Origin of the sequence: Aequorivita sp. Q41 (genome assembly GCF_039831855.1) — a bacterium.
Lineage (GTDB): Bacteria > Bacteroidota > Bacteroidia > Flavobacteriales > Flavobacteriaceae > Aequorivita.
Window position 1 is genome coordinate 1,437,876 of sequence record NZ_JBDPMS010000001.1, and the last position, 22,814, is coordinate 1,460,689.

The window sequence follows — 22,814 nt, forward strand, 5'->3', positions numbered from 1 at the left end:
ATTAAATTTAAAAAAAGAGTAAACATAGGTTTATATTAAATAACAATAGTATGGCATTAGAAATGAAAGTCCCATCTCCGGGAGAATCCATCACCGAAGTTGAAATAGCATCCTGGTTAGTTGAGGATGGCGATTATGTTGAAAAAGATCAGGCAATTGCTGAAGTAGATAGCGATAAAGCTACCTTAGAACTTCCAGCAGAGGCAAGTGGTATCATCACTTTAAAAGCTGAAGAAGGAGACCTTGTTGCAGTAGGCGATGTAGTTTGTATTATAGATACTGATGCTAAAAAACCTAGTGGAAGTGATGCTTCTTCTAAAAAAGAAGAGAAAAAAGAAGCCCCTAAAAAAGAAGCTGCTTCAAAACCTTCTGCTCCAAAACAAGAAGACACTAAAACGTATGCAACAGGAACAGCATCTCCAGCTGCTAAGAAAATCCTTGATGAAAAAGGAGTTGCTTCAAAAGATGTAAAGGGCAGCGGCCGCGATGGTCGTATTACCAAAGATGATGCTGTAAAGGCAACACCTTCTATGGGCACACCAGGATCTGGAAGTCGAGGAAGTGAACGAAAAAAATTATCAATGCTTCGCCGTAAAGTGGCTGAGCGTTTGGTTTCTGCAAAAAATGAAACGGCAATGTTAACTACTTTCAATGAAGTGGATATGACTGCAATTTTTGATTTAAGAAACCAATATAAAGAACAATTTAAACAAAAACACGGGGTAGGACTTGGCTTTATGTCGTTTTTCACTTTGGCGGTTGTACGTGCGTTAGATCTTTATCCAGATGTAAACTCAATGATTGATGGTGATTACATGATTACCTACGATTTTAAAGATATTTCAATCGCAGTTTCTGGGCCAAAAGGATTGATGGTTCCAGTTATTAGAAATGCTGAAAATTTAAGTTTTAGAGGGGTTGAAGATGAAGTAAAAAGACTGGCCATTAGAGCACGTGACGGACAAATTACCGTAGATGAGATGACTGGAGGTACTTTTACAATTTCTAATGGAGGTGTTTTTGGAAGTATGTTGTCTACTCCAATTATAAACCCTCCGCAATCAGCGATTTTAGGAATGCACAATATTGTTGAGCGTGCTATTGTTAAAGATGGTGGAATTGTTGTTGCGCCTGTGATGTACTTAGCACTGTCTTACGATCATAGAATTATTGATGGTAGAGAATCTGTTGGGTTCTTAGTTGCTATTAAAGAAGCGCTAGAAAATCCAGAAGAACTTTTAATGGATTCGAATGTAAAACGAGCCTTAGAATTATAAAATAAAATCCTATAATTTGAAAAACCCGGCCATTAGGTCGGGTTTTTTTTGGTTAGTTAGAATACTTTCTCTAGTAATAAAAAACGTAATTAATCAATCTTAATATAGGAAGCTTTATATACCAGTTTTATAACATTCTAATTGCTATAAAATTTTCTTCATAAGGTAAAAGTCTATTATTTGATTGAAATACGAAATACGTGTTAACACGTAAATTTCAATTTTATAGGAGATTATAGTAGTTTTTTATGATTTTCTTTTGCCCAAATAAGGAGGCTATTTGTTTTGGGTTCAATATTAAGTTTGGTAATAATATTGCTCCGGTGTTTTTCAACAGTTCTGTATGAAATGAAAAGCTGTGAAGCTATTTCCTTGTTTGTTTTATCTTTGGCGATAAGCTTTAAAATTTTCTTTTCTGAAGGTGTGAGTAAGTCTAATTCGTTGTCATCAACAATGCTTACTCCAATAAGTTCTTTTATTCGATTGCTAAAAAAAGGAGCGCCTGATGTAACTGTTTTTATACAGTTTTCAATTTCTTCTAATGCAAACTCTTTCAATATATACCCAAAAATATTTAATTCTTGCGCTTTCTGATAAAGCTCTTTTTCTTTGTGAAGTGTTATTAATACTATCTTTGTTTCAATAGCATTGTCTTTACATTTTTGCGCAATTTCCAGCCCAGACATAAAAGGCATTTGTATGTCTAATATTGCAATGTCTGGTTTTTTCTGAGTAATTAGGTTATAAGCTTCTCTTCCATCGTTTCCACTCCCCAAGATATTGTAATTTTTTTCCACCAAAAAATCGTTCAAGCCTTTCAATAATAAAGGGTGGTCGTCTGCAATAATAATAGATGGTGTTGTGTTTGTCATAGTGGAAATTGAAATTCAAGAACAGTGCCTGTATCTTTTTTTGAAGTTACTTTCATTTGACCTTTTAAAAACTTGGTGCGCTCCAATAGTGTTTTAAGTCCGAGCGATTTAACATCTTGATACTTCTCTGAAAAATCGAAACCAACCCCATTATCACGAATGGAAATAAGGATGTTGTTAGAGAATTTTTTTACAGAAACCTTTCCTGCTTCAGCGTTAGCGTGTTTTATGATGTTGCTCAAACTTTCTTGAACGATTCTATAAATATTTATTTCGTCTTCTTTCGAAAACATATTGTCAATGTTATCAATCTCTGCAGAAATAAAAAGCGTCGTGTTTTCATCAATTAAGTTGAGCGTATTTTCAATGGCTTTTGTGATGCCTAACTCTTGTAATTGAAATGGGTGTAAGTCTCTAGAAATGGTGCGAACCTCTTCTATGGTGTGATCTACCATTTTTTTGGTGTCTGCATCTCCAGTGGCAATAAGTTTATTTTTTATAACTAATAACTGCTGCCCAATCCCGTCGTGTAGATCTTTTGAAATCCTTCTTCGCTCGCTTTCTTGAGAAATAAGTAGCTCTTGGCTGAACTTTTCTTGTAGAATTTTATTGTTTTTTAAATGCCGTTGGTTTCGGTATAATATTATTAACCCAAAACCTAAAAGAATTGCAATCCCTCCAAAGAGTATTGCTTTTTTAAAACTGTCATTGTCCTTTTCGAGTAAGGTTATGCTGGTGGTTTTTTCAACCAATTCCTTTTCTTTTTTTTCCGTTTCGTAAAGTGTTTGGTAATAAGCTAATGCGTATGCGGTACTTCGGTTATATAAGGAATCTTTTATTGCATTGGAAGCTTTTTTATTTTCAATACTATTTTTATAATCTCCCAAATCATAATAGAGGTCGGAAAGAAATGAGTAGGAGCTCATTATTTCGTCTTCCAAGCCAAGCTTTTTGGCAACACTTAATTTCTTTTGAATAATCTCTAGTGCTTCTTCATATTCTCCAGTAGTTTGAAGGTATTTTCCTTTTCCACTTAAAAAATTTAATTCAGCTAAAGGGTTTTTAGTTAAATCGATAGCTAGGTTATTTAAAAGATCAAGATGCGTTTTGGCTTCAGCGAGTTGGTTGTGTTCGCAATAATATTCAATCAATCTAGCATGAATCCCTATAAATGTAGCTTGCCCAGAACCTTTTTCGTCAAAAGCTTCTTCAGCCATAAGTAAATACTTAAGTTCTAAATTGCTTGCTCCAGTTTTTTTATAGTCTAAAGCTTGATTGTAATATTCGTTTGACAGAAAAGAATTTAATTCTAAAAACTTCATTTTTTCAATTAGCGCATCACGTTCAGTTTTGGCTTTATCATAAAACCCATTCATACTAAACATACTAATGACGCCCTGTTGCGCAAACACCATATAATTGTACTTTTGCTTGTCTTCATATAAGGTGTATGCCCTTGAAAAATCTTCACTTGCCTTTACAAATCTTCCTAAGTTAGAATATGCTTGCCCTCTAAAAAGATAGGTGTCTGCAATATTTAGGCAGTCGTTTATGGAAAAATTTTCAAGTGCTTTATTATAGTCTTTTATCGCTTCTTTGAGGTCTACCTTGGTATTGGCTTTTCCTCTTTTTATATAAAGCCCTCCAAGCAAAAGGCTGTCTTTTATTTTGTATTTTCTAGCAAGGACGCTATTTATTACGGTTATTGCTTTAAGTGGATCGTTTGCGGTATTGGTAAGGGGGTACTGCAAGTTCATAGCTTTTTTAGCAGCCCATTCAATGCTATCAACTTCTTTAGCTAAGCTTATGTATTCAAGGCTGTAACTAATAAACGATTTTGGATTTGTAGTGAACGTTCGAATTAAGATGCTGTCTATAGCCTCTAGTTTTACCGAAGTGTCACTGGTTGTAGCGGCAATATTTTCATAATGTGAAATATCCTGACCATAGCCCGAAATGGAATACAGCGCAAGAAAGAAAAGCAATGAAAGTAATTTTTTCAATGGATGTTAATTTGGGGGGAGAACATAAAAGTACTAAAAATCTTATTAATAAGCAGCCATGTAACTACTTTCTATCGGATATAGAAGCAATTTCTACCATAGTCAATTACCGCCCTGCGTTCTTTTAAGAAATCGGCGCCAATAATACCATGTATTGGGTTTTCATGTACTTGGGCGAGCGCTTCATTAACGTGTGAAAGATCAAAAAGCACAAAATCCATATTAGGTATACCCCATTTATTTATTGTGAATTTATTTTTTCGCGAAAGCATAGTCTCCATATTTGTAGCACCGGCTCCCGAAGCTTTAATCTTACTTTCTTCGCTAATAAGTAAAAAATGAGCGCCTTCAGTAAAACCCACACAACTAGTGGAAGCGCCTGTGTCTAGTATAAAATCACCAGAAATTCCATTTATTTTAGCTGAAAATAGGTAGTGGCCCGTGGCAAGTTTTTTAAGAGGTATCCGATTAAAGCCTTGGGCTTCGAGAAATTTGCGTAATTGCATTAACTTTTTTGTGTAAAGATAGCAAACAAAATAAGTAGCTTTGTAGCTATGTTGACAGACACACACACCCATTTATATAGTGAAGCTTTTGATGCAGACAGATCGCAGATGATGCAACGCGCTTTCGATCTTGGTATAAAACGTTTTTTTATTCCCGCCATAGATTCGGCATCTACCGAAGCGATGTATGCTTTAGAAAAGGAGTATCCCGCTACTGTTTTTTTAATGATGGGTTTGCATCCAACATCGGTAAAGGAAAATTTTGAAGAAGAACTAGCACATGTTGAGGCACAATTCAAAAAAAGAAATTTTTATGCCGTGGGCGAAATAGGAATCGATCTTTATTGGGATAAAGCTACCTTAGAGATGCAGCAAATAGCTTTTAAAAGGCAGATTCAGTTGGCTAAAAAATATAAATTACCAATTGTCATTCATTGCCGCGATGCGTTTGATGAAATTTTTGAAGTCTTAGAGCGTGAAAAAAGTGATGCTCTCTTCGGAATTTTTCACTGTTTTACTGGGACCCTAGAGCAAGCAGAGAAAGCCATATCATACAATATGAAGCTTGGTATTGGTGGGGTGGTTACTTTTAAAAATGGAAAGATAGATACTTTTTTAAATCAAATTCCGCTAAAACACATTGTATTGGAAACCGATTCGCCTTATCTTTCTCCAGTGCCTTTCCGAGGAAAGCGTAATGAAAGCAGTTATTTGGCATTGGTTTGTAAAAAGCTGTCTGAAGTTTATAAAGTTTCAGAAGAAGAAATAGCGAAGGTTACTACAGAAAATTCAAAAGTGATTTTTGGAATATAAAAATATAGGTATACTAATATGACAAAAAAACCAACTATACTCCTTATATATACAGGCGGAACTATCGGGATGATAAAAGACTTTGAAACCGGGGCATTGCGTAATTTTAATTTTGACGAATTACTAAACCATATTCCCGAGCTTAAGCTTCTAGATTGTGTTATAACTACTACCTCGTTCCCAGAGCCTATTGATAGTTCAAATATGAATCCAAAATATTGGGTGGATATTGCTACTATTATTGAGGCTAATTATGAAAGTATGGATGGTTTTGTGGTGCTCCACGGAAGTGATACTATGAGTTACACCGCCTCTGCATTAAGCTTTATGTTAGAAAACCTGGGCAAACCTGTAATTTTTACAGGATCACAATTGCCAATTGGGGATTTGCGTACAGATGCAAAAGAAAATTTAATTACTTCAATACAGATTGCGGCACTTCAGGAAAAAGGTGTTTCAAAAATAGCTGAAGTAGGTCTTTATTTTGAGTATAAATTGTACCGGGCTAATAGAACCACAAAGATAAATGCAGAACATTTTGAAGCTTTTGCATCTTTAAACTACCCAGAATTGGTTCAGAGTGGGGTGCATTTGGTTGTAAATAATGAAGCGTTATACCGCCCAAACCGAAGAAAAAAACTTAAAGTTCATAAAAAACTGGAAAGCAACATCCTTTTAGTAAAAATGTTTCCAGCAATTGATGAGGCTACCATAAAGTATCTTTTTGAGTATCCAGATATTAAAGGCTTGGTTCTTGAAACCTACGGAAGTGGTAATGTAACTACTGCCGATTGGTTTTTAAACCCACTTAAAAAGGTTATTAAAAAAGGAATTCCAGTTATAAATGTAACCCAATGCTCTGGTGGAAGTGTAAGTATGGGGCTTTATGAAACGAGCACCGAGCTAAAAAAACTGGGGGTTATTAGCGCAAAAGACTGTACGACAGAAACTGCATTGGCAAAATTAATGTATTTATTAGGACAAAATATTTCGCCTAACAGCTTCAAAACCATATTTGAAACCTCCTTGCGAGGAGAAATGCAATAAATTAACCACTTAATTTATTTTATAGCGTTGTTTTTTTTTTGATATTTGGCACATCATTCAAAAATGGCTGATAATTAATAGAGAGGTGGCCGAGTGGTCGAAGGCGCACGCCTGGAAAGTGTGTATACGCCACAAGCGTATCGAGGGTTCGAATCCCTTCCTCTCTGCAACAAAATTTTGAATTATTAAAACATACATTTTAGAGTGTGAATTAATATTCTTGCAGATTAACTAAATTATTTTATATCTTTAAACCTTTAACTAAAAACAAACTTTAAGTCGATAGCAATGAAAAAATTATTTTCTATTATGGCGGTTGCCGCAATGGTTTTTGTAGGCACGTTAAACGCAAACGCTTCAACAGCGCAAACAATGCCAACCAGCTCACAGGCACTGGTAAAAGCAGCAACAGTTTCTTTTATTCAAGATGAAACAGCCACAACAACAGAACCTGAAAAAGGATTTCACCAAGAATTGAAAGAACGTTTCGTTGAGGGTGGTCCAGCATTTATGGGAATTGTATTACTGTGTTTAATTCTTGGATTGGCAATTGCTATTGAAAGAATTATCTTCCTTAATCTTTCTACAACCAATACTCAAAAATTGGCTCAAGATGTAGAAGATGCATTAAACAGCGGTGGTGTAGAAGCTGCTAAGGAAGTATGTAGAAATACGAAAGGCCCCGTTGCCTCCATTTATTACCAAGGTTTAGACCGCGCACACGAAGGTGTAGATGTGGCTGAAAAAGCTGTGGTAGCATACGGGGGTGTTCAAATGGGACAACTAGAAAAGAACGTATCTTGGATTTCTTTATTTATTGCATTGGCTCCGATGCTTGGTTTCATGGGAACCGTAATAGGGATGATTCAGGCTTTTGATAAAATTCAAGCAGCTGGAGATATGAACCCATCACTGGTAGCTGGAGGTATTAAAGTAGCACTTTTAACAACCGTATTTGGTTTGATCGTAGCGATTATACTTCAAATTTTTTACAATTATATTGTAGCTAAAATTGATAGCATTGTAAACAGTATGGAAGATGCTTCTATTACTTTAATTGACATGTTATTTGACTACAAAACAAAATCTAAATAAACCACAAGATGGCATTACATAAAATATTAAAAATAGTAGCGTTGCTTCTAAGCATTGCAGGAGTTATTTTTCTTGCTATGATCATTGCCAAAGGTGATGAGGCTGTAGTTGCAACTGGCGAAGGAGTTGATGGTTTCTTGTACATTGCTTATATTACATTAGCTATTGTAATTGTTTTTGTACTCTTTTTTGTGCTAAAAGGAATCTTTTCAGGAAACATCAAGAATACCCTAATGTCCGTAGGAGCTTTTTTACTTATTGTAGTAATCTCTTATGTGTTAGCAGATGCAAACCCAATGACAATGCAAGATGGCGAAATGCTTTCTGCTAGTGGATCTAAATGGGTTGGCGCAGGATTGTACGCTTTTTATATACTAGCAGTACTAGCTATAGGTTCTATGGTTTTTAGCGGAATTAAAAAAGTAACAAAATAATGGCAAGAAGAGCAACTCCCGAAGTAAATGCAGGGTCGATGGCTGACATCGCATTCCTATTGCTTATCTTTTTCTTGGTAACAACTACCATTGAGAAAGATAAAGGAATTGCGCGACAGTTACCTCCAAAAGAACCGCCAACAGATGAGCAAGTTAAGATTAAAGAGAAAAACCTGTTTATTGTAAACGTAAACAGAAGCGATCAATTATTAGTTGAAGAAAAACTAATGGAGCTTAAAGACATTCGTCAGGCAGCAATCGCATTTCTTGATAATGGTGGCGCGCCATCTGGGACCGCTGAATATTGCAATTATTGCAAAGGAAAAAGAAATCCAGAGTCTTCTGATAACCCGGATAAAGCAGTAATTTCTGTGCAGAATGATAGGCTTACTTCTTATAAAATGTATATTGCCGTTCAAAACGAATTGGTAGCAGCATACAATTTTTTAAGAGATAGAGAGTCTGAGAGGCTTTATGGATGGAAGTTTACTGAAGTAACTAAAGCTATAGACGAAGGAAGTTTTAAAGGAAATTTGGAGGATACTCAAGAAAAACTTGAGAATATCCAAAAACTATTCCCTCAAAAACTTTCTGAAGCAGAACCTAAAAAATCTGGACAATAACCCTAAGATTATGTCAAAATTTAAAAAGAAAAAAGATGGCGGATTGCCAGCGGTAAATACAGCATCCCTTCCGGATATTGTATTTATGTTACTGTTCTTCTTTATGGTTGTAACAGTACTCCGTGATGACAATTTGCTTGTTCAGAACAAATTGCCAAAGGCAGATCAGGTTGAGAAATTGAAAAAAGACCGCTCTGTATATATCTATGCTGGAAAGCCTAGCTCACGATATACAGACAAATTCGGTTCTGAGCCTAAAATCCAAATTGGTGATAAGTACACCGATATATCCAATATTAAATTTGCTTTAACAGAAGCGCGTATCAAGCTTATGCCTGAACTTCAGGACAGAGTAATGGTTGCACTTAAGGTTGATGAAAAAACAAATACTGGAATGGTTACTGATATAAAACAGGAACTACGTGATCTTAATATGTTAAAAATTATCTATATCACTACGCCTGGAAATGAAGTAGACCAATAGAAATTAATATATAGTATTTTAAAACGCCTTGATTTATTTCAAGGCGTTTTTAGTTTCTCATATTCTGAAAATACTTTTATCTTTATCAATATGCAAAAGCTGATTAAAAATTTTATCTTTTTACTGTGTACGTGTGTATCTTGTTCCGTGCTTGCACAAGATACTATTCGCCATGCAACAGAAGATTCTTTATATAGAGAAGATCAGTTTTATATAGGTGTTACCTATAACATTCCTCTAAATATCCCTAGTGATGTCAATACTAAAGGACTTACCGGGGGAATTCAGTTTGGGTTTGTTAGAGATATGCCTATTAATAAACAACGAAATATTGCCATAGCAGTTGGGGCGGGCCTTGCTATAGATCAATTTGGACAAAATCTCTTTATAGGTGAAACTCCAGGCGATAAAACAATTTTTAGAGTTTTGGATGAAAATGTAGATTTTACCCGCAACCGCTTTAACATGGCAGTTGTTGAAGCACCAATAGAATTTAGATGGCGAACGTCTTCGCCTTCAACCTATAAATTTTGGCGTGTATATGCAGGTTTTAGAGTGGGATATACATATTGGTATAAAGCAACTTTTAAACAACCTGGTAAAACTGTAAATCAGACTAAAATTCCTGAATTCGACCCCTTACGACTGTCTGCCACCTTAAGTTTTGGGTATAATACATTTAATTTTTTTGCCTCATATAGCATAAATCCTTTCTTTAAAGATGCTGTAACTGTGGCTGGTGAGGAGGTTGATTTTAGAACTTTAAAAGTAGGCTTAATGTTTTACGTGCTATAACCACATATTGAAGAGAATTAGCTGTGGTAGTGTTCCTAATAAAAAGCCAGCTGCAAGTTCAGGATAAGTATGAGCATCGTTATTTAAACGAGAAGAAGCTACCCAGCCATTCACAAATAAAAAGAAACTGATACTTATTAAAAGGTTTATTTTAAAATGAGCACTCAATCCCACTAACAGCATTAAAACTCCGGCTACCCCCATTTGATGTAAACTTACTTTTAGTTTAAAAAAGACCATTAAAAGGGCGCTAAAGGTGGAAAAAAGAATGCCTACAAAGAAATAGTACATTTCTGGATCATCATAGGGATTAAAAATCATTTTGATGATTAGTAATAAAAGAATGCACTGTATCATTAATGGAAACTTGCGCTCCCTCACTTCTTTTAAATAAATGGTTTCTACGATACCTAAATTTTTTAGTAGGAAAAATACCACAATCGGTAATAAAAGTGTAATGATTGCAATTGCAAAAAGCTTTGTTCGAACCAATTCGGGTTCAATATATCTTGGGGTAACGGCAAAATAAATTACAGTGCCTAAAACCGGCATTAATAACGGATGAAAAAGATAGGAAGCTATTTTTAAAAATATCTTCATTATATTTCTTTTCTAAGTCTAGCAACCGGCAAATCGAGTTGTTCCCTATATTTTGCAATGGTTCGTCGTGCAATTGGGTAGCCTTTTTCTAATAAAATCTTGGCGAGTTTATCGTCAGTAAGGGGTTTTCTTTTGTCTTCTTCCGAAATAGTAATCTCTAGGATCTTCTTAATTTCTTTTGTAGAAACATCTTCACCTTGATCATTTTTCATTGATTCGCTAAAAAACTCTTTAATCAATTTTGTGCCGTAAGGTGTGTCAACATATTTGCTGTTTGCCACTCTAGAAACTGTTGAAACATCCATGTTTATTTTATCGGCAATATCTTTTAAAATCATTGGTTTTAGCTTGCGCTCATCACCCGTTAAAAAATATTCTTCTTGATGATGCATAATAGAGTTCATTGTTACAAATAGTGTTTGTTGTCTTTGTTTAATGGCATCTATAAACCACTTTGCAGCATCCAATTTTTGTTTAATAAACATTACAGCATCTTTCTGCGCTTTTGATTTGTCTTTAGATTCTTTGTAACCCTTCAACATATTGGTGTAATCATGGCTTACATGAAGTTCGGGAGCATTTCGTCCGTTAAGCGTTAAATCTAGTTCGCCGTCAATAATTTTTATTGCAAAGTCAGGCACTACATGCTCGGCCATTCGAGTGTTACCAGAATAGGTGCCGCCAGGTTTTGGATTCAATCCTTCAATTTCATGGATAGCATCACGCAATTGGTCTTCTGTGATATCAAATTTCTGAATTAGTTTTTTGTAGTGTTTCTTACTAAAATAATCAAAAGATTCGTCAATAATAGCTATTGCTAAGGTAACAGAAGGGGTTTGCTCTTTGCGTTCTAATTGAATTAATAAACATTCTTGAAGGTCTCGCGCTGCAACACCTGCAGGGTCTAAATCTTGTACAATTTTTAGAACTTTTTCTACCTTTTCTTCTGAGGTATATACATTTTGTGTAAACGCTAAATCGTCAACAATATCTTGTATTTCACGACGTATATAGCCGCTTTCATCGACACTGCCCACTAAAAACTGCGCAATTTCTTCTTCTTCTTCAGTAAGGCGGTAGGTGCTTAATTGCTGCATTAAATACTGCGTAAATGATGTTCCGGCTGCATAAGGCATTTGTCGTTCTTCATCATCTGCGCTATAATTATTTGCGGAAAGTTTGTAGCTAGGTACTTCGTCATCACTCAAATAATCATCAACATTTATATCTGTTTCAATTACTTCATTGCCTTCATCAAATTCTTCATTGCTAAATTCATCATCAAAGTTTTCACTTTCTTCTTTTCCGCCTTCCAAAGCTGGGTTTTCCTCCAATTCCTGAGAGATACGTTGTTCAAAAGCTTGCGTAGGCAATTGAATCATCTTCATCAACTGGATTTGTTGAGGCGATAATTTCTGGGAAAGTTTAAAGCTTAATTGTTGTTTTAACATACTTCTATTTACTACATCATAAAGTTAAAAAAAACCAGCTACTAAAATAATGAAGTAGCCAGTTTTAATACAATCTTATGTTATTTTCCTTAGAATTCGGCGTTGCCAGGGGTTCTAGGATACGGAATTACGTCGCGAATGTTTCCCATTCCCGTAGTAAACTGTACCAAACGCTCAAAACCAAGCCCAAAACCGCTATGAACAGCAGTTCCGAATTTACGAAGATCTAAATACCAATACAATTCTTCTGGGTCAATATTCATAACCTTCATTTTTTCCAACAAAACATCATAACGTTCCTCACGTTGCGAGCCGCCTACAATTTCTCCTATACCCGGGAAAAGTACATCCATAGCACGAACTGTTTTTCCATCGTCATTTAAACGCATGTAAAACGATTTAATATTTGCGGGATAATCAAAAAGAATTACTGGGCATTTAAAGTGTTTTTCAACCAAAAAGCGTTCGTGTTCACTTTGAAGATCTGCGCCCCACTCTTCAATTATATATTTAAATTTTTTCTTCTGGTTTGGCTTAGAACGCTTTAGTATATCGATAGCTTCGGTATAGCTTACACGTTTAAAGTTATTTTCAAGAATAAAATGAAGCTTTTCGCGAAGTTTCATTTCGCTGCGCTCAGTTTGTGGTTTGTTTTTTTCTTCTTCTAACAATCTGTTTTCAAGAAACTCAAGATCATCAGCACAATTCTCTAAAGCAAAATTTATAACATATTTTATAAAATCTTCCGCAAGATCCATATTTGCGTCCAAATCATTGAAGGCAACTTCTGGCTCAATCATCCAAAACTCTGCTAAATGGCGACTTGTATTTGAGTTTTCAGCTCTAAAAGTTGGGCCGAAAGTATATACTTTACCAAGTGCCATTGCGTAGGTTTCTGCTTCCAATTGACCGCTAACGGTAAGATTTGTTTCTTTTTCGAAGAAATCTTCTTTATAATTTACATTTCCGTTTTCATCTAGTGGTGGATTTTTTGCATCTAATGATGAAACACGAAACATTTCGCCAGCACCTTCGGCATCGCTCCCTGTAATGATAGGTGTATGCATATAATTGAATCCGTTTTTCTGAAAATATTCATGTACGGCAAAAGAAAGTTTGGAGCGTGTACGCATTACAGCGCCAAAAGTATTGGTGCGAATTCTTAAATGTGCCTGTTCACGAAGGGTTTCAAGGGAATGTCTTTTCGGTGAAAGAATGGTACGCTTAACATCTTCTGGGTTTGCTTCGCCCAAAATAGTAATTTTTGAAACTTGAATTTCAACCGTTTGCCCTTGTCCTTGACTTTCTACAAGAATACCAGAAACTTCTATGGCAGCACCCACAGTGACCTTCTTAAGAATTTCTTCTTCAAAATTTTCAAAATCCACCACACATTGTAGGGTGTTTATTGTTGATCCATCGTTTAAGGCGATGAAACGGTTGCTTCTAAAAGAGCGTACCCAACCGCGTACCGCAATTTCGTGGTGTGTTGGTTCGCTTTTCAACAATTCGTGTATTGTTTTCTGTTGCATGGTCTGTATTTAAGAGGGGCAAAGATACTTTTAAAAAAAATTCAAAAAAAGAAAAATACCAAATTCCAAAGCGTTGTTTGGTTAAAAAAAGGACTTAAAGCCTTAAAGGAATTCTATTTAATCGATTTCATCTTTAGTATCGGGTAAAATTTCTATCGCAGGTTCTTTCATCGTTTTCTTATTCGCAATACTACGTTCCAACGAAAGTAATAGGGTTGGGAGTAATAAAAGATTGGACAACATGGCAAAAAGTAATGTAATGGAAACCAATGCGCCTAAAGCAACGGTGCCACCAAAACTTGAAATGGTGAAAACTGAGAACCCAAAAAACAAGACGATGGAAGTATAAAACATACTTACCGCAGTTTCACGAAGGGCTGCATAAACAGATTTTTTAATTCTCCAGTTATTTGCAATTAGCTCTTGCCTATATTTTGCAAGGAAGTGAATGGTATCGTCTACCGAAATTCCAAAAGCAATACTAAATACCAAAATAGTAGAAGGTTTTATAGGAACCCCAACAAAGCCCATTACTCCGGCGGTAATAATTAGCGGTAAAAGGTTTGGAATAAGTGAGATTAAAATCATTTTAAAACTTCGAAACATCCATGCCATAAACAAGGCAATCAAGAAGATGGCTAGGGAAAGGGAAAGAATTAAATTGTTAACCAAATAATGCGTTCCTTTTTGAAAAACCAAGGCCTTTCCAGTTACCGAAACATTATACCTTTCTGGTGGGAAAATTTTATTGATTTCTTTATTTAAATCTTCTTCAATACGTACAAACCTATCGGGTTCGGTATCTTTCATAAACGTGGTAATACGGGCAAATTGACCAGTACTGTCTACGTAACTGTTTAATAAATTTGTATCTGTAGTGCTACTTTTAGCGTATGAAAGTATAAAATTCTTCTCTTGGCTATTCGGAAGTTGATAATATTCTGGGTTTCCGTTGTAGTATGCTTGCTTGGAATATTTTACTAATTCGACCACAGAAAGTGGTTTCGCAAATTCTGGAATTTCTTTGATATGGTCTTGTAGCTCGTCAATACGTTTTAAAGTTGAAAGGCTCATAACGCCTTTTTTCTTTTTGGTATCTACCATTATTTCTAAGGGCATAATACCTTCATATTCTTTTTCAAAGAAGCGAATATCTTCAAAAAATGCTGTGTTTTTTGGCATATCTTCTATGATACTCCCGGAAATTTTAATATTGAAAATACCAATTATACTAGCGCAAAGCAAAAGAACAGCTACAATGTATATGGTAATGCCGCGTTCACGAACCATACGTTCCGTCCAATCTACAAATTTATTTATCCAAGTTTTACTTAAATGCTTTAGGTGCTTATCTTTTGGTACAGACATATAGCTGTAAACAATAGGGATGATGAGCAAGCTCAATAAAAATATAGCAACAATATTTATAGAGGCAACGATACCAAATTCACTTAAAAGTTCGCTTTTTACCAAGATAAAAGTCGCAAAGCCAGATGCGGTAGTAAGGTTGGTCATTAATGTTGCGTTCCCCACTTTAGTAATTACACGTTGTAGCGATTTTGCTTGATTACCGTGCAGTTTAATTTCCTGTTGGTATTTATTGATGAGGAAAATACAATTTGGAATTCCAATTACAATAATCAGAGGTGGAATTAAAGCTGTAAGCACTGTAATTTCATAATGCATTAGCCCTAAAAACCCAAAGGCCCACATTACTCCAATAATTACGGTACACATAGAAATAAATGTAGCACGCCAAGAGCGGAAAAAGAAGAAAAATATAAGAGAAGTAATCAGTAAAGCCGCGCCAATAAACAACCCAATCTCGTCGATAATACTTTGAGAATTTAAAGTGCGGATGTATGGCATTCCTGAAGTATGCACTTTAACTCCAGTGTCTTCTTCAAATTTTTTGATAAGTGGAATTAAATCGTCTACTACAAAATCGCGTCTTGCAGGAGTATTTACAATATCTTTTTTAAGGTAAATTGCCGAGCGAATAGATTTTTTATCAGGGCTATAAATAAGTCCGTCATAAAATTGAAGCTTGTTAAAGAGTTCATCTTTATAGTTTGCAAGCTTTGCATGTGTAAAAACCGAATCTTTTATAAAGGGAACAAGCTCAAAACCTGTGGTGTCTTTTTTCTTCTCAAGTTCTTTTAGATTTCCAACGGAAAGTGTAAGGTCTACTTCGTCGTACTTTCCAATATGTTGGGAAAGCTGATTCCATGCTTTAAATTTTTCAGGAGTAAAAATCGAGGAATCCTTAACGCCTATTACAATTAGATTGCCTTCTTCGCCAAAATGCTTTAGAAACTCTTCATATTGAAGATTTATAGGGTGGTCGTCTGGTAAAAGATTGGCTTCCGTATAGGTGAAGCGCATGTTTTTCCATTGTAAAGCGAGTAGCACCGTAATAACAGCGATTACGATTAAAATTCCTGTGCGGTTTCTTAATATAAAACGGGCTACAACACCCCAAAACCCAATGCTGAAAAGTTTGTTCAAAGCAATTTTTTAAAATCGTTGCAAAGGTATGAATTCCGAATAAGTAGGGAATCTATTTTAGTGTGTATTTTATAAACCCTAAAGATTAAAAAAACGTTTTGTAGCTTTTTAATAGTTAGGTGTAGTGCTAAAAATTAAAACTTCAGGTAGAAGGTAAACTTAAATGAAATATTGTCTGAGAATTTTGGAAGGTTGTAATAGCCATAGCGATAGGCGCCGCTAAGACCAAAACCATAGAGTATTTTGTTAATTTCGAAACCACTTTCATTAAAAAGCTGTTCTAAAGTATTAAAAGGAATTCCAATATGCTCCTCTCTGTTTTGCATAGCTCCTAAGGCATGGCGTGTAATTAGAACGAGTTCAGGCTTCCATTTGTTTGAAAGCTGAAACCTACGCAAACTATGCTTCACTTGAAGTGTCGTTAATTTATCTGAAAAGAATTCTCCAAAATACATGGTTTCAAAACTCTGCACGCCTGCGACAGAAAACCGTTGCAAAACTTCATCTTTAGTGGGTTGGTTTGGATATGAATGAAACAAATGCGTTAAAGGCACATCGCCAGTAGCGAGGGAACCTTCCAGCAGAATATTGGTAGACGAAAGATTGGTTCGTTTAACGTAATAGTCCAGCTTCAGTCCAAACTTGGTGTAGTTAAAATCACTTCCAGCAATACCTTTAAAACCCTGAGTAACTTGAGCGCTTATTTTTGGAAAACCGTCAAAATACTCTTTGGTACCGTCTTCATTGGTAAAAAAATTAGTTTTAGGGCTTAGTCTTAAAGAAAGTGTAGCTTCTGCCAATTGATACTCGGAATAGGTTATGCCGTCGTCAATAAAAGAGTAATGTTCAATATTAGCTACGTTGCTATGCGCAATTCTAAACTCTGAAAGTATTTTTGGTGAAAGTTCACTGGCTATATTAGCGTACCATTTTCGATATTTATAAAACTGTGTAATATTGACTAGTCGAGGTTCGAAAATAGAATATACACGTGCATCGGTAAGATAATCGTAGGTGCCAATTTCTTTAATGTCGTCTGCATAAAAAACACTTATCCATGCCTTTTTTTCTTTGTTAACGCGTGCGCTTGCACCCAAGCTGTATTTAAAAGCATCATCTTTAAAGCCATGCGCTATGTAGCCTCCAATTTTATATTTTTCAAAAAGTTTGTCGTTTGTCAGTCCGCCAATTCCTATACGAAGCCCTTCATAATTGTTGTATTTTATAAGTGTTTTAAGGTCAACATTAAAAAAACCAATAGGGTAGTAGCCAGAGGAAAGAGGGTGCGTTTTTTTTACTTCTCTGGGGGAAACGGAATCTGTTTTGGTTTGGATTGCTGGTTTTTGTGCCATTGCGAAAAACCCAATGCCCAAAAAGAAAAGTAGCAAGAAATTTCGCATATAATTAGAAGAGTGGGTTTTGAGTTGTTTTAAAAATACAATAAAGCGGCAATATTGCCGCTTTATTGTATTTAGTTTAACGAATGTTTTAAATTAAACAGTCATTATTTCCTTTTCCTTTTTCTGAAAGATTTCATCAATTTTTTTGATGTGTTGGTCGGTCATTTCTTGAATATCGTCTTCCAAGCTTTTTTTAAGATCTTCAGAAATTTCGATGCCTTTTAAATCGTTATTTGCATTTTTTCGATCGTTTCTAACACCAATTTTTGCTTCTTCGGCGGCAGCTTTAGCTTGTTTAGCCAATTCTCTTCTTCGTTCTTCAGTGAGTGGTGGCACAGAAATAATAACACTTTCACCATTGTTCATAGGGTTAAAACCAATGTTTGCAAGGTGTATGCCACGTTCTATTTCTTGAATCATTCCTTTTTCCCATGGTTGGATGCTTATTGTCATTCCATCTGGGGTGCTTACGTTTGCTACTTGACTAAGTGGTGTTTGACTTCCGTAATAATCTACCATTACGCCTCCAACCATTGCTGGTGAAGCTTTTCCAGCGCGAATGTTTACCAATTCTTTTTCAAGATGCCTTAGGGCGTTGCCCATAGCTTCTTTAGCGCCATCTATTATAAAATCTATTTCGTCTTCCATTTTAAAACTATTTATCTGTGGAATTTTTGCAGCGAATACACCAATAAAAATATTTAATATTTATGTATTTGTCGCAAATTTTTTACAAATTTACTTTTGTTCCAATTTTTTCACCAGAAACCACTTTTAGAAGATTTCCTTTGGTGTTCATATCAAAAACGATAATTGGCAATTCGTTTTCCTGGCTTAATGTAAAGGCAGTTGTATCCATTACTTTTAGCCCTTTCTGCAATACATCTTCAAAACTTATAAAATCGAATTTTGTTGCCATTTTATCCTTTTCAGGGTCGCTGGTATAAATTCCGTCTACGCGTGTTCCTTTTAGAATTACGTCGGCGCTTATTTCGATAGCTCTTAAAACTGCTGCAGAATCTGTTGTAAAATACGGATTTCCTGTGCCGCCACCAAAAATCACTACGCGCCCTTTTTCTAAATGGCGAATTGCTTTTCTGCGGATGAATGGTTCTGCAACTTCATTAATGTTTATTGCACTTTGCAAACGTGTAGGCACCTCTTCATTTTCTAAAGCACTTTGTAGGGCTAGTCCATTAATTACGGTTGCAAGCATCCCCATATGGTCGCCTTGTACGCGATCCATCCCGCTGCTTGCGCCAGACAAACCTCTAAAAATGTTTCCGCCGCCAATAACGATGGCAACTTCTACTCCTTTACTTGTAATTTGTTTTATTTCTTGGGCGTATTCTTTAAGGCGAATTGGGTCTATACCGTATTGTTGGTCGCCCATTAAAGCTTCACCAGAAAGTTTTAAAAGAATTCTTTTGTATTGCATAGCGGATTTTTACTGCGCAAAAATAAAGAAAAATATTGATGCGATGGAAAGATTTAAAAAAGTAGTTTTAGAGATAGTTTAAAGTGACAGGCTCACTTATACTGATATAGATAACAAACAATGGCTGTAGGAAAAGTACTTCAATAAAAACAGGGAAAACCCTGAAATAAAACAGGGTTTTCCCTGTTTTATTTCTTAAATTTTTAGTATATCTTTAAGGAATTAACTAACTTTAATCATCTAATTATGAAACCACACGGCCACACGGCCACACGGCCACACGACCACACCTTGCTAAGGTTTTATTTACCATCCTGAGTCTACTTTTTTCAATTTTGCTTTTAGCACAAAATACTCAAGATTATTATTTAGAAATAAAAGAGGGTTTTGAACTTGGAGAAATTCAAAAGACAATTAATCCGAATCAAACTGTAAATTTAACAATGGCAAATATGGCTTTGGCCAATGAATTAAATACAAAACAAATATTTTCTTTTAAGAAAGCGTTTTCAAACTCTCAAAACTCAAGACTTCAGAGGGTTTATATTTTAAGAGCAAGTGAAGATATTGATTTTTCTAATATTATAGAACGCATTGAGATTCAAAAAATTACTCCAATAATTAATGAAATAATATTAACTTCCGATATAAATATTGGAATGATTCCAAATGACTATGAAGATATTATTACTGGCGGCAGAAATACTGCTTTAGATTTAATTAAGACTCCTTTGGCGTGGTCTATTACCACTGGTGATCCAAATGTTGTTATTGGAGTAGTAGATGCTGAAGTTGATTTATACCATGAAGATCTTCAGGGCTCGATTATTGAGACCGTTATTATTGACGATTATAATGGCCATCACGGTGCTGGAGTTACTGGAATGATTAATGCTCAAACAAATAACGGTAAAGGAATTGCAAGTATTGCTCCTGAAACAAAAGTAGTTTTTGTCCAAACAAATGGTGGTCTACATTCATTAACACAAGGGTTGGTAGAAATTATTCATTTGAAAAATACTAGTTATCCATCTTTAAAAATTGTCAATTGTAGTTGGGCATCATCTATTAATTATGAATACTTACAAGAAGTTATATATGGTCAAAATGGGATACTTGATAACGATATTCTTATCATCGCTGCGGCGGGAAACCAAGGGGATACAACATATAGATACCCCGCAGCATATAATGGAACCATGTCGGTAACAACTGTTGGTCATCGATTTCCAATCGGTTATATTCACAATTTGCAAGATCCTAATGGAATACTCTATTGGCATCGGTCTTGGAAAGATTGTTTTGCTGGAAAACCTGATTATGGCGAAGGAGGAAATACTCGTAATGATAAAGTAAGTGTTACTTCTCCAGGACAGATATTATTGGGGCTTACGACAAATTATAGTGATTATCCTGAAGGATATAGGCTTATGACAGCTACATCGCCTGCAACTCCAATTGTATCAGGACTGGCAGGGCTAATTCTTTCTATTAATCCAAACTTAAGTGCGCCACAAATCAAACAAATAATAGAAATGACCGCAGATGATATATACCATATCTCATACAACCAACCCTATATTGGACAATTGGGCACAGGAAGGATAAATGCGTTTCGAGCGGTAAAAACGGCCCAATGTATGCTGAATCCAACAGGGGATTTGGATCTTGCAATGCAAAACTCAAACATCGATTTGTTCGTAGAACCTGATACAGAAACAGAAATTTTTTGGGAAAGCGATGATATCTGGGTACGTAACCAAGATGATGGCAATTTAATAGATGTGCATCAAAATCCAGAATACGACGCCAATAACCCCAATTATGTGTATGTTCGGGTAACAAACAACAGCTGTGTTACATCTTTGGGCAATGATAATATAAAACTCTATTGGGCAAAGGCCAACACCTCGCTTTCATGGCCTACACATTGGGATGGCAGTCTGTATATAGAAGACCCTGTAACTCAAGAAGATGTTTTAATGGGCAATGAGATTGGGACACTGAATATACCTGTATTAGGCCCTGGTGAGAGCAAGCTTTTAGAATTTGAGTGGAGCGTCCCAAATCCAGATAATTATACAAATATTAATCCCAATCCTTGGCACTTTTGTTTGTTGGCTAGGATCGAATCGTTGGGTGATCCTATGACTTTTTCTGAAGGAAATCTTATATATTCAAACGTCAAGAATAACAATAATATTGTTTGGAAAAATACTACTGTGGTTGATATTTATCCAAACACTCGTTCTCAAATTGGAGGTGTGGTAGCTATAGGCAATCCAACCTCGTCCATAAAGGCATACAACCTTCAGTTCATAAAGGAGAATAGTGAAGCTGGAAAGGCCATTTATGAAGAAGCTGAAGTAACTGTTCAAATGGATAACACCCTTTATAATGCTTGGGTAAAGGGAGGGGAACAGGGTCAAAACTTTGATTCCACAAGAGAAGCGGATAAAAAAATTGCAATAGCAAATAACATGACAATTAGTAATTTACAATTAAATCCAAACGAAATTGGCACCTTATACCTAAAGTTCAATTTTTTAACTTCGGAAATATCAACTAAAAGAGATTATACTTATCATGTAATACAGAGAGATGCTTCTACCAACGAAATTATTGGAGGTGAGACTTATAAGGTACACAAATATCCAAGACCTATTTTTTATGCTTACGCAGGGAACGATGAAGAAATAGATAAAAATGAATCAATAACCATTACCGCTGCCCAGATAAACGAGGCAGCGGTCTATAATTGGTATGACCCGGAAGGGACTCTAATATATACTGGTACAGATCTTACAGTATCCCCTGCAGTTACAAAAACTTATAGGCTTGAAATAATTACAGATAATGATGGTTATAAGGATTATGACGATGTGAAGATTATGGTAAATCCCTATAAATTGGGCGGTCTAGTTCCTAACCCAGCCACAAATATAGTGACTACAAACTATATTGCCGATGAGGCTAGTTCAGCATATTTGATGGTGGTAAGTAATGTTACAGGTATTTCCAACAATTACATTTTGGACACAGTAGAAACAAGTATAAATCTAAATATTTCAAATTATCCTAATGGCCTGTATTCCGTAGCACTGGTATGCGATGGCAAAATTGTAGATTCAAAAAATCTTGTAAAACAATAATTTAAAAAATTAATCAGTATGAAAGCATTAGTATATACATTATTATTCAATATTAGTGCGCTAAGTTTTGCGCAAGACCCACAGTTATTTGAGAGTACTTGGTATTTATATTCTGTACAAACTACCGATTTAGGCACTAAGTACACTGTTTCAGAAATAGACCCGCCCATTAACCCATATATTAAAATAAATGAAAATCTAGAATTTAATGGGGAAGGAGCTTGTAATTCCTTTAATGGAATCTATGAATATATTTCTGCTACTGGAGAAATGAATAGTATGAATTTTGTTGAAACGGGGGAGGATTGTGCTGTACAAATCCATAATTTATTTGAGAACAGCTATTTTGAATTTATTTCAGGCGGATTTAATTACGCTATTACTCAAGATGGAACTGGAAAAGTTCTTTCGATGCAAACCCCTCTCTTTGGACTTGCGGTTTTTAAGAATTACCCACTTTCTATCGAAGATTTTAAGCCCAATGCATTTTATTTATATCCCAATCCTGTTTTAGATAAAGTTTTTATTGAGGCAAATTCAAAAATTGAAACTATTAAAGTTTTCGATTTTTTTGGGAGAATGATTCTGGAAATACATCCTTTAACCGAAAAAACCGAATTGAATTTCAATAATTTAAAAGCAGGAGTTTATTTTGCCATTATTTCTTCCGAAGGAAAAAAAACTGTCAAGAAAATTGTGAAGGAGTAATTATTTTAAAAGATTTTTAATGAATTATAGACACCAATAAAAAGTAGGCGCACGATTAATCGCGCGCCTACTTTTT

At 35.3% G+C, this 22,814-nt stretch carries 20 protein-coding genes and 1 tRNA gene; 11 read left to right on the forward strand and 10 right to left on the reverse strand.

The features are described 5' to 3' along the window. The first annotated feature begins 50 nt into the window (after positions 1-50). Positions 51-1,277, forward strand: a complete 1,227-nt coding sequence (gene odhB, locus ABJ955_RS06665; RefSeq protein WP_347373817.1) for a 2-oxoglutarate dehydrogenase complex dihydrolipoyllysine-residue succinyltransferase — start codon at positions 51-53, stop codon at positions 1,275-1,277. Between the two features lie 233 nt (positions 1,278-1,510). Here the strand turns inward: odhB and ABJ955_RS06670 are convergent, their stop codons facing one another. The 3 genes from ABJ955_RS06670 to ABJ955_RS06680 form a co-directional block, all read right to left on the reverse strand. Next, on the reverse strand, positions 1,511-2,149 hold the full coding sequence (locus ABJ955_RS06670; protein ID WP_347373818.1) for a response regulator transcription factor: 639 nt from the start codon (positions 2,147-2,149) through the stop codon (positions 1,511-1,513). After that, positions 2,146-4,152, reverse strand: coding sequence for a sensor histidine kinase (locus tag ABJ955_RS06675; RefSeq protein ID WP_347373819.1), 2,007 nt, complete (start codon positions 4,150-4,152; stop codon positions 2,146-2,148). Before ABJ955_RS06675 ends, ABJ955_RS06670 begins: the two co-directional genes overlap by 4 nt. 71 nt (positions 4,153-4,223) lie before the next feature. Then, positions 4,224-4,658: a retropepsin-like aspartic protease gene (locus ABJ955_RS06680; RefSeq protein ID WP_347373821.1), complete on the reverse strand. Its 435-nt coding sequence runs from the start codon at positions 4,656-4,658 to the stop codon at positions 4,224-4,226. A gap of 48 nt (positions 4,659-4,706) precedes the next feature. Between ABJ955_RS06680 and ABJ955_RS06685 the strand changes: the two genes are divergently transcribed. The 8 genes from ABJ955_RS06685 (at position 4,707) to ABJ955_RS06720 (ending at position 9,949) form a co-directional block, all read left to right on the forward strand. After that, positions 4,707-5,471 carry a TatD family hydrolase gene (locus ABJ955_RS06685; RefSeq protein WP_347373822.1) on the forward strand — a complete coding sequence of 255 codons (765 nt, stop codon included), beginning with the start codon at positions 4,707-4,709 and terminating at the stop codon, positions 5,469-5,471. An 18-nt stretch (positions 5,472-5,489) separates the two neighbouring features. After that, entirely contained in the window at positions 5,490-6,518 is a 1,029-nt protein-coding gene (locus tag ABJ955_RS06690) for an asparaginase (protein WP_347373823.1), read from the forward strand. Positions 6,519-6,597: 79 nt separating this feature from the next. Beyond that, positions 6,598-6,685, forward strand: a tRNA-Ser gene (locus ABJ955_RS06695). Between the two features lie 121 nt (positions 6,686-6,806). Beyond that, a complete protein-coding gene (locus ABJ955_RS06700) occupies positions 6,807-7,613 on the forward strand; it encodes a MotA/TolQ/ExbB proton channel family protein (RefSeq protein ID WP_347373824.1) in 807 nt (268 codons plus the stop codon). 8 nt (positions 7,614-7,621) lie between these two features. After that, a complete protein-coding gene (locus ABJ955_RS06705) occupies positions 7,622-8,047 on the forward strand; it encodes a hypothetical protein (protein ID WP_347373825.1) in 426 nt (141 codons plus the stop codon). Next, a complete protein-coding gene (locus ABJ955_RS06710; RefSeq protein ID WP_347373826.1) occupies positions 8,047-8,670 on the forward strand; it encodes a biopolymer transporter ExbD in 624 nt (207 codons plus the stop codon). Before ABJ955_RS06705 ends, ABJ955_RS06710 begins: the two co-directional genes overlap by 1 nt. Before the next feature lie 10 nt (positions 8,671-8,680). Beyond that, the gene (locus ABJ955_RS06715; protein WP_347373827.1) at positions 8,681-9,154 is read left to right on the forward strand and encodes a biopolymer transporter ExbD; all 474 of its coding nucleotides are present in this window, start codon (positions 8,681-8,683) and stop codon (positions 9,152-9,154) included. Positions 9,155-9,244: 90 nt separating this feature from the next. Beyond that, complete coding sequence (locus tag ABJ955_RS06720; protein WP_347373828.1) at positions 9,245-9,949, forward strand: porin family protein; 705 nt, start codon at positions 9,245-9,247, stop codon at positions 9,947-9,949. On the opposite strand, the gene ABJ955_RS06725 is transcribed toward ABJ955_RS06720, so the two are convergent. The 7 genes from ABJ955_RS06725 to pyrH all read right to left on the reverse strand — a co-directional run bounded on the left by ABJ955_RS06725 (position 9,944) and on the right by pyrH (position 18,878). Beyond that, the gene (locus ABJ955_RS06725; protein WP_347373829.1) at positions 9,944-10,549 is read right to left on the reverse strand and encodes a hypothetical protein; all 606 of its coding nucleotides are present in this window, start codon (positions 10,547-10,549) and stop codon (positions 9,944-9,946) included. The genes ABJ955_RS06720 and ABJ955_RS06725 overlap by 6 nt on opposite strands. Then, positions 10,549-12,000, reverse strand: coding sequence for an RNA polymerase factor sigma-54 (gene rpoN, locus ABJ955_RS06730; RefSeq protein ID WP_347373830.1), 1,452 nt, complete (start codon positions 11,998-12,000; stop codon positions 10,549-10,551). Before rpoN ends, ABJ955_RS06725 begins: the two co-directional genes overlap by 1 nt. A gap of 89 nt (positions 12,001-12,089) precedes the next feature. Next, entirely contained in the window at positions 12,090-13,532 is a 1,443-nt protein-coding gene (gene asnS, locus ABJ955_RS06735; RefSeq protein ID WP_347373831.1) for an asparagine--tRNA ligase, read from the reverse strand. Between the two features lie 117 nt (positions 13,533-13,649). Continuing rightward, entirely contained in the window at positions 13,650-16,040 is a 2,391-nt protein-coding gene (locus ABJ955_RS06740) for an efflux RND transporter permease subunit (RefSeq protein WP_347373832.1), read from the reverse strand. Between the two features lie 134 nt (positions 16,041-16,174). Then, positions 16,175-17,440, reverse strand: coding sequence for a DUF5686 family protein (locus tag ABJ955_RS06745; protein WP_347373833.1), 1,266 nt, complete (start codon positions 17,438-17,440; stop codon positions 16,175-16,177). Between the two features lie 93 nt (positions 17,441-17,533). Beyond that, complete coding sequence (gene frr, locus ABJ955_RS06750) at positions 17,534-18,088, reverse strand: ribosome recycling factor (RefSeq protein ID WP_347373834.1); 555 nt, start codon at positions 18,086-18,088, stop codon at positions 17,534-17,536. Positions 18,089-18,170: 82 nt separating this feature from the next. Next, positions 18,171-18,878, reverse strand: coding sequence for a UMP kinase (gene pyrH, locus ABJ955_RS06755; RefSeq protein ID WP_347373835.1), 708 nt, complete (start codon positions 18,876-18,878; stop codon positions 18,171-18,173). 335 nt (positions 18,879-19,213) lie between these two features. Here pyrH and ABJ955_RS06760 point away from each other — a divergent pair, with 335 nt between their 5' ends. Next, positions 19,214-22,030: a S8 family serine peptidase gene (locus ABJ955_RS06760; RefSeq protein WP_347373836.1), complete on the forward strand. Its 2,817-nt coding sequence runs from the start codon at positions 19,214-19,216 to the stop codon at positions 22,028-22,030. Between the two features lie 18 nt (positions 22,031-22,048). Further along, the gene (locus ABJ955_RS06765) at positions 22,049-22,738 is read left to right on the forward strand and encodes a T9SS type A sorting domain-containing protein (protein WP_347373837.1); all 690 of its coding nucleotides are present in this window, start codon (positions 22,049-22,051) and stop codon (positions 22,736-22,738) included. Positions 22,739-22,814 lie beyond the last annotated feature (76 nt).